At 64.4% G+C, this 12,364-nt stretch carries 10 protein-coding genes; 4 read left to right on the top strand and 6 right to left on the bottom strand.

Going from position 1 to position 12,364, the window contains the following annotated elements; all coding sequences use genetic code 11:
* Position 1: 1 nt before the first annotated feature.
* Together AC0Z35_RS08500 and AC0Z35_RS08495 are read right to left on the bottom strand one after the other, a co-directional pair.
* Complete coding sequence (locus tag AC0Z35_RS08500; RefSeq protein WP_485131767.1) at positions 2 to 2,125, bottom strand: type VI secretion system Vgr family protein; 2,124 nt, start codon at positions 2,123 to 2,125, stop codon at positions 2 to 4.
* A gap of 274 nt (positions 2,126 to 2,399) precedes the next feature.
* Positions 2,400 to 2,720 carry a flagellar transcriptional regulator FlhD gene (locus tag AC0Z35_RS08495; protein ID WP_219992492.1) on the bottom strand — a complete coding sequence of 107 codons (321 nt, stop codon included), beginning with the start codon at positions 2,718 to 2,720 and terminating at the stop codon, positions 2,400 to 2,402.
* Positions 2,721 to 3,173: 453 nt separating this feature from the next.
* Between AC0Z35_RS08495 and AC0Z35_RS08490 the strand changes: the two genes are divergently transcribed.
* The gene (locus AC0Z35_RS08490) at positions 3,174 to 6,179 is read left to right on the top strand and encodes an ATP-binding protein (protein WP_485131766.1); all 3,006 of its coding nucleotides are present in this window, start codon (positions 3,174 to 3,176) and stop codon (positions 6,177 to 6,179) included.
* A 244-nt stretch (positions 6,180 to 6,423) separates the two neighbouring features.
* Positions 6,424 to 6,780, top strand: coding sequence for a superantigen-like protein SSL4 (locus AC0Z35_RS08485; protein ID WP_046807588.1), 357 nt, complete (start codon positions 6,424 to 6,426; stop codon positions 6,778 to 6,780).
* 236 nt (positions 6,781 to 7,016) lie between these two features.
* Here the strand turns inward: AC0Z35_RS08485 and AC0Z35_RS08480 are convergent, their stop codons facing one another.
* Both AC0Z35_RS08480 and AC0Z35_RS08475 read right to left on the bottom strand, forming a co-directional pair.
* A complete protein-coding gene (locus tag AC0Z35_RS08480; RefSeq protein ID WP_485131765.1) occupies positions 7,017 to 8,471 on the bottom strand; it encodes an RNA polymerase factor sigma-54 in 1,455 nt (484 codons plus the stop codon).
* Between the two features lie 143 nt (positions 8,472 to 8,614).
* Complete coding sequence (locus AC0Z35_RS08475; protein WP_082134678.1) at positions 8,615 to 9,559, bottom strand: sigma-54 interaction domain-containing protein; 945 nt, start codon at positions 9,557 to 9,559, stop codon at positions 8,615 to 8,617.
* A 260-nt stretch (positions 9,560 to 9,819) separates the two neighbouring features.
* On the opposite strand from AC0Z35_RS08475, the gene AC0Z35_RS08470 reads away from it, so the two are divergent.
* Positions 9,820 to 11,202, top strand: a complete 1,383-nt coding sequence (locus AC0Z35_RS08470) for a sigma-54-dependent transcriptional regulator (protein WP_046807590.1) — start codon at positions 9,820 to 9,822, stop codon at positions 11,200 to 11,202.
* Between the two features lie 12 nt (positions 11,203 to 11,214).
* On the opposite strand, the gene AC0Z35_RS08465 is transcribed toward AC0Z35_RS08470, so the two are convergent.
* A complete protein-coding gene (locus AC0Z35_RS08465; protein WP_052946137.1) occupies positions 11,215 to 11,598 on the bottom strand; it encodes a hypothetical protein in 384 nt (127 codons plus the stop codon).
* A gap of 173 nt (positions 11,599 to 11,771) precedes the next feature.
* Here AC0Z35_RS08465 and AC0Z35_RS08460 point away from each other — a divergent pair, with 173 nt between their 5' ends.
* Complete coding sequence (locus tag AC0Z35_RS08460) at positions 11,772 to 12,029, top strand: hypothetical protein (RefSeq protein ID WP_223265008.1); 258 nt, start codon at positions 11,772 to 11,774, stop codon at positions 12,027 to 12,029.
* Positions 12,030 to 12,039: 10 nt separating this feature from the next.
* On the opposite strand, the gene AC0Z35_RS08455 is transcribed toward AC0Z35_RS08460, so the two are convergent.
* On the bottom strand, positions 12,040 to 12,339 hold the full coding sequence (locus tag AC0Z35_RS08455; RefSeq protein ID WP_046807591.1) for a DUF378 domain-containing protein: 300 nt from the start codon (positions 12,337 to 12,339) through the stop codon (positions 12,040 to 12,042).
* Positions 12,340 to 12,364: the final 25 nt, after the last annotated feature.

Genomic DNA, 12,364 nt, shown 5'->3' with positions numbered 1-12,364 from the left:
GTCAGGCTCCTTGCATGCCGCAAGGGCAGGGCACACGCGGGCAGGTGCCGTCGGCGCGCAATGCGCAGAGCAGGTCCATGGCAAGCCCTGGGGTAGCGGCGCCCGCCATCGACGGGCCGCTGGCTGCGCCGGATTGCTGATTGATGGGCCCTTTGAATACAAGGGCGCCTGCGTCCAGCGTGATGCCCGAATCGTCGATGTTGATGGTGCCGCCCGGCCCCTTGATCACCACGCTTTGCGCGGCCTGCAATTCCAGCGTCACCGTCTTGCCCTCGATCCGCTCGCCCGCATGCACCTGAAAATGCCCCTGGACCTTATGTTCCACATGGCCGCCCGTTTCAATCCAGTGATTGGCCACCGTCTTGTCGCGGCGGTTGTTGCCCACGTCTTCCGTGCGGTCGCGGCCGGTGGCGATGGTGTGGTTGCGGTCGATGGTCAGGAAGTCGTCCTGGCCGATGGTGTGGCGGCGGTCCTGGCCGATGTGGACCTGTTCATCGCTGCCCACCGATTCGCTGCGGTCGTGGCCGATGGTGATGGTTTCGTCGTGCTCGACCTGTTCGCTGCGGTCGTTGCCGACGAAGGTGGTCTCGTTGTGGTTGACGTGGAGGTTCTGGTCTTTTTGCGCGTGAACGTAGATCTCTTCCTGATCCCGTTCGTCTTCAAAGCGCAGCTCGTTATACCCCTCGCCCTTGTGCGTCTGGCTTTTGATCGTCATGCGCGTTTTGTGGCGCGGCAGCTCGTAGGGCGGCGGGTTGATCGACCGGTGCGTTCTGCCCGTGACGATCGGCTGCGAGCTATCGCCATCCAGAAAGCTGACGATGACTTCCTGGCCGATGCGCGGGATGGCCATGTGGCCCCAGCCCGTGCCGGCCCAATTTTGCGACACGCGGATCCAGCACGAACTGTGCTCGTTGTTCTGCCCCAGCCGGTCCCACGGAAACTGCACCTTGATGCGGCCGAATTCGTCGCAATAGATTTCTTCATTGGGCGGGCCGACCACGCTGGCGATCTGCGGGCCGTCCACGCGCGGCTTGCGGCTGGGCGCGGGTTTCCAATCGACCTTGTCGGGCACGATGTCGGCCGTGTAGCCATAGCGCGTGCCTTGCTCGGCGCCCGCGCCGTCTTCTTCCTGGCTGGTGTGCTGGATGCCGTGGTGGCGCATGCGCACCGGGCGCCAGCCGTGGTTCCAGTCATCACGCGGGTGGCCGGTCAGGTCGAACGCCACGCCGGGAATCAGTCGCGCATCGTCGCCGTGCACCTGGGCCATGCGCGCATCGCGGCGCAAGCCCAGCAGCCGGCTTTGCGTGAAGGGTTTGCCGGCCTCGTCGCGCTTGTAGCGGCCGGGGTAGTCGTAGCGCTCGTAGCGGGGGTCTTGGTGTTGCAGGTCGGTGGCGACGTGCGTGTGCTCCTGGTCGTACTGCGGGTGCGTGTAGGTGTAGTCGCGTTGCGTCTGGCGGGCGGTGCGTAGTTGTTCGGTGTAGATGAAGCGATGCAATGCGGGCTGGTGTTGATCGCCGCCTGGCGTGGGGTTGTAGACGACCGGCCCGCCGGCGATCTCGCCATGGATGTAGATGCGGTCGCCGTGGATCAGGCGGTGGGAATTTTCGGTATGGGCGTAGCGGTGGAAGTAGCCCTCTTCGGCGGCCAGGCGCGCCACGAAATCCAGATCGGTTTCGCCGGCCTGCACGCAGTATTCACGCACCAGGTGGTGGTGGGTGGTGACCTGTTCGTAGTCGGTAATGCCATGGCGCTTGAAGACATCGGCCAGGATTTCCGGCACGGACAGTTGCTGGTAGATGCGCCAGTCCGAACACAGCGCCGCGCGCGCCAGCGACGGTTCGACCACGGCGCGGTAACGCGTGCGCCGAAAGCCGGTGTCGCCTTGCTCGAAGGCCGTGACGATGCCATGCACGTGGCGCACGGGCGCATCGCCCCGCCATAGCGTGAACAACGCTGTTTGATCCAGCAGCGCGCCAAAGTCGATGGCGGGGTCGAAGCTGGATAGCTCAAGCTCTAACCGATAGGTCTCGGACAGCGCCTCGTCCAGCGTGAATTCAATAACGTCGAACGCCACGCCACGGGCGGCGGGCACGAGGGTAAAACGCAGGTCGGATGAGTGGGCCATGGCAGGGCTGACGCAACATCCGTGCCAAGCCACGAGCCAACAAAATAAAGCCTTTCAGATCATCGACTTGCGTAAAAATCAGGAGGCCTACGTCAAGCGTGCAGCAGCCGATCGGGCTCGAATTCCCGCGTTTTTCCCATGAATCAGGCCAAATCTGGCCCGATAAAAAATAAGCACTTATGAATCAATGGCTTAGAGTGGGCCAGATTTGGCTCGATCGGGTCAATTCTGGCCCGGCGCCTTCGGCTGGCCGCAAACGGCTCGCGCCAAGCCGTCAAACCTCGGTCTTGAACGCCGCTTGCGGAGGGCTGGCCGCCGCCTCGCCACGGGCGGCCAGCGTCGCGTCCATGCCCCGGCTCAGCGCCGACAGCAGCAGGTGCGGCGCTACATTCAGCTGTGCCAGCAGCACGCTGCTGCGCGCCAGCCGGGTCAGCGCGTGCGGCTCCAGATCGGCCAGCCACTGACAGGCGCGCGGAGACATCTGCATGCCGGCCAGCGTCGTGGCGTCGCAGGTGCGCGCCATGCGTTGCAGCAGCAGCAGGTACATCAGGTTGGTTTCGTGGATATCGCGCAGAAGTTCGGTCGAATTCGGCATCGGGCGCTCATCTCGTAGAGTCCGCTTGCCGGCCGCGACCGGAGCGAAAGGCGCGCGGCGTTCTGACGCGAACGTCTGTTGCAGACCCGGGGCGGGTTGCCGTGCCGATATGGTCAGTCGATCATATTTAAGCCATCGGGACGCGTCAGTAATGGATTTCCCTTGTCGTCGGGAGCCGGCCGACGTGCCGCAAAAAAGAAGGCGTCTCATTGCGCCGGATTGATGAGCGCCTGAGCCGCGCGTATCCTCCACTAGCCAAGCCGCACGCTGGCGCGACGGCGCATACTGGCGGGTGCGGGATCATCACATGCATAACGCGCGCGCAGCGATCAGTGCGCCAGGTGGACAAACCCGAGGCGCCGGACGGGGCAGGATCGGTAGCGTTGCGTTACCTTGGGTTTCGCCATCGCGGCGGGGCCCCGCAATACAGTACTGGCTGGTAAAGGGGCAGAAATGTTGAAGAAGCAGGATCGCGTATCCCTCCCGTGGACCGATACGCTCGCCCGTCTGGAAGATGAACGGATTATGTTGCAGCGCATTGCGGCCGGTATGCCGCTTGCGCACGTGTTGGAGCACGTATTGCACGCCATCGAGGCCCAGTCCAGCGTACAGCTGCGGGCCGCCATTGCGCTGGTGGATGACACCGGAAAATATCTGGTGCACACCGCCGCTCCCAGTTTGCCGCCCGAGTTCAGCGTGGCAGTGCAGCGCACCGCCATTGGCCCGAACATGGCCTCTTGGGGCACCGCGGCGTACACGGGCAACCCCGTGTACGCCGAGGATATTGCGTCGCACCCGGACTGGCAGCCCTGGCGTGAGCTGGCCCTGGCGCACGGCCTGCGCGCCTGCTGGTCCACGCCCATCAAGGCGCCGGACGGGCGCCTGCTGGGTGTGTTTTCGAATTACTACGGGGTGGCGCGCTCGCCGTCCGCCCATGACATCGACGCCATTGCGCTGGTAACGCGCAGCGCCGCGCTGGCCATTGAAAGGCACCTGACCGAAGCCGCCCTGCGCGCCAGCGGCGAGCGCTGGCGCGCCATGTTCGACGGCATGCAAGAGGCCTTCTTTCTTAGCGAGGCGTTGCGTGACGAAAGCGGCCGCATCGTGGACTTCCGCTTTTTAGAGGTCAACCCGGCCTTTGAACGTCAAAGCGGCATGAAAGAGGGCGACACGCTGGGCCATACGCTGCGCGAAATGATCCCCGGCGTGCCGGGCCAGATCATGGACGCCTTCGCCCAGGTCGTGGAAACCGGGCAGCCCACCCAGTTTGAATTTGCCGTGCCCGGGCCCAAAGAGGCGTGGTACGAGGCCCGCGCCCGCAAGGACGGCGATGATTGCATGATGGCGTTGTTCCTGGATGTGACGGCCCGCAAGGCCGCTGAAACCGAACTCTGGGAAGGACAGCATCGCAAGAATTTCCTGTTGTCGCTGGTGGACCGCATGCGCGAATTGCACCATCAGGCAGAGATCGAATATGCGGCTTGCGCGGGGCTGGGCCAGCACCTGGCGCTGGGTTTGGTCGCCGTGGTGGACTGGCCGGGCGACACCGAGCCGGCAACGCTGTCCGCTTGTTGGCGGTCCGAGTCTGACCTGGCAACGCGCGAAGCGCTGTCGCCCGAGCAGCTCGGTGAAGAATTCCAGGCGGCGATGCGCAAGGGGCGCACGGCGCATTTGCAACCCATGGTGGCCGAACAGAATGGTGAAGTCCGGCCGTCCGCCATCGTGGTGCCCATGCGCCGCTGGGGTCGTCAGGACGGGGCACTGTGGGTACGCCCGCAGGCAGGCAGCCGGCTCAAGGCTGGCGACATTGCCTTCATCGAAGAGGTATCCGAACGTTTGTGCGACGCGGTCGAGCGCTCGCAATACGCCCGCACGCTGGAGCAGCGCGTGGAGGACGCCATCGCGGAACGCGACCGGATCTGGCGCTTGTCGCCCGAGTTGCTGGCGGTGGTGGACGGGCAGGATCGTTTCGTCAGCGTCAACCCGGCCGTGCGGCCCATCCTGGGCTGGACGCCGGAACAGTTCCTGTCCATGGGGCTGACCGAATTGATCCACCCGGACGACCAGGCCGCCACGCGCGCGGCGATTGCGCAGGCCGCCCAGGGCAACCCGACGCAGGCCGTGCGCCATATGGAAAACCGCCTGCTGACGCGCGAGGGTACGTATCGGTGGATTACCTGGAGCATGTCCTGGTCGCAAGACAGCCTTTACATGACCGGGCGTGACGACACGGACTTGAAGGTGCAGGCCGAAACGCTGCGCGACACCGAACAGGCGCTGCGGCAGTCGCAAAAAATGGAAGCCGTGGGCCGCTTGACCGGCGGCATCGCCCACGACTTCAACAACATGCTTCAGGGCATCACGGGCGCCTTGTACCTGATCCAGCGCAAGCTCGCCGCCGGCACGCCGGAGCAGGCCCAGCGCTTCATCACCGTGGCGATGGATTCCGCGAATCGGGCCGCGCATCTGACCCAGCGGCTGCTGACATTTTCGCGGCGCCAACCCATCGACCCCAAGCCCTTCAGCGTGGCGCCCACGTTGCAATCGATGGCCGACCTGTTCCATCGCTACACCGGCGAACGGGTGCAGCTGCAATTCAATCTGCAACCCGATCTGTGGACGGTCAGTTGCGATCGGAACCAGTTTGAAAATGCGCTGCTCAACCTGGTCATCAACGCCTGCGACGCCATGCCCAATGGCGGCACGCTGACCGTGGCCGCCAGCAATACGCACCTGGACGAAACCACGCTGCGTCCGTTTCCCGGCATCAGCCCGGGGCAATTCGTGGAAGTGTCGGTCAGCGACGTGGGTTGCGGCATGCCGCCAGACGTGTTGGCCCACGCGTTCGACCCCTTCTTCACCACCAAGCCGCTGGGCGAGGGCACCGGCCTGGGTTTGTCCATGATCTACGGCTTTGCCAAGCAGGCGGGCGGCACGGCCACGCTTGAAAGCAGCGTGGGCCAGGGCACGACCGTCCGGCTGCTGCTGCCCCGCTATGAAGGCGCGCCTGACGCGACGCTGCGCCAAGAACCCGCCGCGCACCGCACCCAGGACGCCGCGAATCCGTCGGTGGTGGTGGTGGTGGAAGACGACGCCAATGTGCGCGAGATGGTGCGCGAATGCCTGGCTGAACTTGGCATGCAGGTGTTGACGGCCGCGGACGGGGAGGCGGGGCTGGAACTGGTCCTGCATACCCACGACATGGACTTGCTGGTCACGGACGTGGGGCTGCCTGCCCTGAATGGCCGCCAACTGGCCGATGCGGCGCGCGCCGCGCACCCCGGGTTGAAAGTCTTGCTGATGACGGGCTACGCCGAAAGCGCGGCGCGGGGCGGGGGCTTTCTGGAGCACGGCATCGAGCTCATCGTGAAACCGTTTTCGCTTGAAGTCCTGGGTGAACGCGTGCAGCGGATGCTTGATGAGTCCCGCGCAGACGCAGAGAACGCTCGGCCGGCGTAGTCACACCGGCCCGGTGGCGTGCGCGGCCTCGCCACCGGGCTGCTGTCCCCCGCTGCTGTCCCCCGCTGCATGCCCCCGCTGCATGCCCCCGCTGCATGCCCCCACTGCAATCGCCGGTAAAAAATACCCGGTCTGGCAACAGACCAGGCGAGTAGCGGTGCCGCAAGGAAAAAGCCCGCTGGGAAAGCGGGGCGGGAACGCAGCTTGCTCATAGGTCTGGGCTTTTCCACAAAGGAGTCTGACTATGAAATCTCGTGCTTTGACTTGCGCTTTCGTATTGGCAGCCGGTTTGACGTCTGCCGGCGCGGTAATGGCCCAATCGGCCAACCCGACCACGCCGTCCTCCACGCCGAATGACGCCACCGCCGCGCAGCCGAACCGCGCACAGCCTCCGGGCCAGATGGCTCCGGCGCCCAACGCGACGCCTTCGACCGGGACCAAGCCGCCCGCCACTCACCAAAGCGGCACCATGTCGTCGGGCAAGAAGCACTCCGACGAAACGCCGAAGCGTCCTCGTGAAGCCAACGACAACGTGCCCCGCACGCCGGGCGCAGGCGCTACGCCGCCTCCGGGCTATCCGAACACTGGCGGCTCGAAGTAACGGCTGACGTTGACGGCGGTCTTGACCACCGCCGTCGCGCCGTTCGAGCAGAAGGCTTCCCACGGGAAGCCTTCTTTTTTATGCGAACCGGCAAACTGAAACACCATTTTTTAGCAAACCGGCCACGGCTTCCAGCAAGCGTGGCCGGTATGTATCGCGTGTTATCGCGTGTTATCGCGTGTCTTCCAGCAGGCGCACGCTGCGGCCTGCACGACCGCTTGCGTGGCGACCGCCTCTTAATGCTGGCGGCGCAATTCCGCCGGCGGCACCCGCAATTGCCCGCGATACTTGGACACCGTGCGCCGTGCCAGCAAGATCCCGCTGGCCGCCAGCTGCTGCGTCAGGGCAACGTCGGACAGCGGCATGGTCGGGTCCTCGGCATCCACCATTTCCTTGATCAGCGCGCGGACCGCCGCGGCCGAGCACGAGCCACCCGATTCCGTGGCCAGCTCGCGCGAAAAGAAGTGGCGAAATTCAAAGACGCCGCGCGGAGTCACCATGTACTTGCCGACCGTGGCGCGTGACACGGTGGATTCGTGCATGTCCAGATCATCCGCCACTTCGCGCAGCATCAGCGGCCGCAACGCCACTTCGCCATATTCAAAGAACGTCTGCTGACGCTTGACGATGGCCTCGGCCACGCGCTGGATGGTCGTGTAGCGCTGTTCCACGTTGCGCACCAGCCAGCGCGCCTCCTGAAGCTCTTGCGCCATCGGACTGCGGTCATCCAGGCGGGCGCGGCGGAACAGGTCGGCGTACGTGCGATGCAGCCGTGCCTGCGGCATGGCGTGGCGGTTGGGCAGCACGCGCCAGCGCGAATGCCATTTGTCCACAAACACGTCGGGCACCACATATACGGGCGCTTCAGCGCTGTAGCGCGACCCCGGCTTGGGATCCAGGCTCCGGATCAGCGCGCACGCTTCGCGCACTTGCTCATCGGTGCAGCCCAGCAAACGGCGCAGCCCGACGCAATCGTTCTTGCCCAAGCGGTCCAGATGCTCGCGCACGATGCGCAAGGCCAGGTCGCGCACGTGGGGTTCGACCGACTGCGCCGCCGCCAATTGCAGCGACAGGCATTCGGTCAGGTCTCGCGCCGCAAGGCCCGGCGCGTCCAGCTGCTGCACCAGGCGCAGGGCGGCCGTCCATTCGCCTTCGTCTGGCGGGGGGCTGAAACCGGCGTGCTCCGGATCGCATAGGCTCATCAGCGGCACGCGCAGGTAGCCGTCGTCGTCCAGCGCGTCGATGATGAATTCGGCCAGCAGGCGGTCGCGCGGTTCCAGGTGATAGTTGCCCAAGTCCGCGGACAGGCGCTCGCGCATCGATACCGATGCGCAGACCCATTGCCCCATGTCCTTGCCGTCGCCACCGCCCGTCAGCTGGGTAGGATAGTCGCCGGAATAGGAAGGGGCGTCAGGCAAAGGCTCATCGGCCTCGGATGGCGAGGGCGGGGCGGCGTCGGCCATGGCCGACGGCTCGTCCCCGTAATTGCCGGGTTTGATGGAATCGCCGTTTGGCAGCGGTTCGGTGTCCTGCTCGTCGCCATCTTCCAGAAAGGGGTTGGTGGCAAGCGCGTGTTCCACCGCGGTCGTGAATTCAAGCGCCGACATCTGCAGCAGCTTGACAGACTGCTGCAAGCGCGGCGCAAGCGTCATTTGTTGGCGCAGGCGCAATTCTTGCGAGGGGTGGCCCAATCGAGTCTCCTGGATGAAAGCCGCCGAAGGGCGGCGCATCCTAGGACACATGCAAGATCCGTGCCAGGTCGATTTTCGGGCGTAGGCGCGAGGCTTGCGGCCCTGTCGCAGCGACCGTATTACAAGGCGACGGTAAGAACTGCTCAGCCTCCCGACAAACCTTCTTTTTCGTAGACGTCCAGACGGTTGTACAGGGTTTTCAAGCTGACGCCCAAGGTGTCGGCCGCCAGGCGCTTGTCACCCCCGTGGTGGGCCAGCGTCGCCAGGATGAAGGCGCGCTGCGCCTGCCCCAAAGGCATGCCCACCGGAAAGTTCATCGCGCCTTCGCGCATCTCGGCGTGCTGGCTGGCGGCAGGGCGGGCCAGCAGGTTGGTGTCCAGCTGCGTGTCCGACAAAATGAAGGCGCGCTGCACAACGTTACGCAGCTCGCGCACATTGCCCGGCCAGTCATGCTGGGCGATGGCGTCCAGCATGCGCTTCGAAAACGTTTTCTGGGTTTGATATTGCGCGTTCAGACCGTCCAGGAAGCGCTGCGCCAGGATCAGCGCGTCGTCGCCGCGTTCGCGCAGCGGCGGTACCCGAAGGGGGATGACCAGCAGGCGATGCAGGAAGTCCTGGCGCAGCCTGCCATCGGCCACCGAGGCCGCGGGGTCGCGGTTGCTGGCGCAGATGATGCGCACGTTTGCGCGCAGCAGGTCGGTGCCGCCCACGCGCTGATACGTTCCCGCTTCCAGCACACGCAAGAAATGCACTTGCATGTCGGGCGGCATCTCGGTGACTTCGTCCAGGAATAAGGTGCCGCCGCTGGCGTACTCAAAATAGCCCGCGTTCTGCGCCACCGCACCGGTAAAACTGCCTTTCTCGTGGCCGAACAATTCGGCATGGGCCAGCGTGCCGCTGATCGCGCCGCAGTTCACGGCGACAAACGGCGCGGCGCGCCGTTCGCTGGCGTCATGGATTGCGCGGGCAATGATTTCTTTGCCCGCGCCGCTTTCTCCCACGATGAATACGCTGGCGTCGGTGGCCGCCGCCAGCTGCAACTGGGTTGCCAATTTCTGCATGACAGCAGACATGCCGGTGACGTCCATGGGGACGACCGAAGACGCGGGCGCAGTGTCGCGCCGCGCGGTGGTGCGATTTGCCATAAAGATACCTCGGGCCGCCGGGGCCTTACGCGACAGCACAATCGTAGTGGTACGTTTGTAGCCCGACTGCGACCAGTTGCAAGTATTCGAAAACTTTAGTGGACAGTATCGATTATTTACGCATTATGGCTCCAGAGTGTCTATCCTCACAGTGATAAACGCGCGCGCTGATTAATGACCGCGCACCGGCAACAGGAGAACTCATGCCTCATCTGCTTGTCGTCGATGACGACGACGCGATACGGGAAACACTGGCCGAAATGGGTCGCGATAGCGGCTTTTCGGTGGCAGTGGCAGGAAGCGTGAAAGATGCGCTGATACAGCTGGAACGGCAAGCGCCGGATCTGGTGTTGACCGATGTCCGCTTGCCTGGTGGCAACGGCATGGACATTTTCAAGAATGCGGCCGTGGCCAGCGCCGAAGTCGTGGTGATGACGGGGCACGGCACGGTGGATTACGCCGTCCAGGCGTTGCGTCTGGGCGCCAGCGATTTTCTCGTCAAGCCGATCTGCATGGAACGGCTGAACGAAATTCTGACGCGAGTGGTTACGAACGCCGGTGGCGAACTGCCCGGCATGCCCTTCGAAGAGCCCGGCCGTTTCGGCAAGCTGTACGGCGAGTCGGAACGCATGGTGCAGCTGTACCACCAGATCGGCCGGGTGGCGCCCACCAATGTGACGACACTGCTGATCGGCGAAAGCGGCACCGGCAAAGAGCTTGCTGCCCACGCCATCCACGAACTCAGCGCGCGTCGCCAGCGCCCGTTCATTGCGGTCAACTGCGGGGCGATTTCGCCCAACCTGATCGAAAGCGAAATGTTTGGCCACGAGCGCGGCAGCTTTACCGGCGCCGACCGCCAGCACAAGGGCTATTTTGAACGCGCCGACGGCGGCACGCTGTTCCTGGACGAAGTCACGGAAATGCCGCTGGACCTACAGGTCAAGCTGCTGCGCGTGCTTGAAACCGGGCAGTTCATGCGCGTGGGCACCAACCGCGAGATCAGCTGCGACATCCGTATCGTTGCGGCCACCAACCGCAATCCCGAACAGGCGGTGCAAGAAGGCAAGCTGCGCGAAGACTTGTACTACCGCCTGAGCGTATTCCCAATTGAACTGCCGCCGCTGCGCGAACGGGGCGACGACATCCTGCTGCTGGCGCGCCGCTTTCTGCAGGCGCAGAACCAGGAGTCGGGCAGGAACAAATACTTCTCGCCCGAGGCGTCCGAAATACTCAAGCAGTATGAATGGCCGGGCAACGTGCGCGAGCTCAAGAACTTTGTGCGCCGCGCCTTCATCATGGCTGATGGGGATGTGCTGGGTGTGGACATGCTGGCCCCGCACGTGTCGCCGGCGGGTGAACCCGTGGGCGGAGAAGTCAGCGTGCCGGTGGGCGAGACGCTGGCCGAGGCGGACCGCCGCCTGATCCTCGCGACGCTTGAACGCTGCAACGGCGTGAAGAAGCAGGCCGCGATGATGTTGGGCATCAGCCCCAAGACGCTTTACAACCGACTTGAAGAATATGCCGCGGCCGGCTTCGCGCTGCCCGGCGAAGACGCCGGCCAGCGCGATTCCAGGGACGCGGCCTGACCGACTAGCGGTTTACTTGTTGTGGCGGGTCTTCAGATCCGCCATGCAAGCGTCCTTGGCGTTGCCGGACATGGCATCGCATTTTTCCTTGCCCACCTTGTAATCGGCGTCGCTCTTGGTCTTGGCCGCGTCATGGTTGGCCTCGGCCTTTTCCTTGCCGGCCTTGGCGTCGGCGCGGGCCTTGTCGCGGTTGGCTTCCGCCTGCTTCTGACACACGTCCTTCTGGTTGCCCTTCATCGCATCGCAAGCCTTTTTGTCCATCTTGTATTGGCTGTCGATTTGATCGTTCGTGCGCAGGGGCGCAGAGCTGCCTTGGGTAGTTTGCGCGGAGGCCTGGAAGGCGACGGCGGACAGGCACAAGGCGATAGCGGGGCAAACGGTTCTGGACAGATTCATGACTGACTCCTTTGGGTAAGGGTCCACACGGGGCGGACCTGCGGACTTCAGAGCAAGTCCCGTTCCCGGCGTGTCAGGCACGGCGCTTGCGCGGGCTGTGGGCGATTTCCAGCGATATCCGCCGACGTCAATCGATGCGCGGCGATATCCATCACGTCAACGCGGAGCTACCCATGACCCACAACGATATGAAGAACGATATGAAGCAGGACAATCAGGCCGCCGGCGCCGAGACCGGAAAATCCCAGGCCAACCAGCCCAAGGACAATACCGAAGCCGCCCACGACAGCGGGCAGTTCGGCGCGGACAAGCCCGGCTTCGGCAAAGAGCGGCAGCCCGCCAAGCGGCCCGCCGACAAGAAACCCAATACCAAGGGCGCTGAATTCGAGGAAGGGGGCCAATACCCGGGCAAGCGTCCGCCGGGCAACTGAAAAGCCGGGCTTAGCCCGGCTCGCCGGGCTCGCCCGCTTCATCTGCCCAGCGGAACAGCATCACCACGCAATGCAGCGCGGCCAGCCCGATGATGCCCTGGATGCCGCGCGTGACGGCGGCGTTGGGAATGACGCGGGCGATCACATCCAGGTTCACGGCAGCGATCAGGCCGCAATTCAAACCGCCGGCCACCACCGCGATCAGCGCTGCCCAATCCAGCCCCGACAAATCGCGTCGGCGGCCGAGCGGGCGCGCGGCAATTTCTTCTTCGCTTGCGGAAATATCTTCACTCTGGCCCGACATGTCCATGGTGCGCGTGCTCCGGTGAGGGGCG

Source organism: Achromobacter sp. 1L-A-4-B-C2, from assembly GCF_057291955.1.
This window is presented reverse-complemented; position numbering and strand designations above follow the sequence as displayed.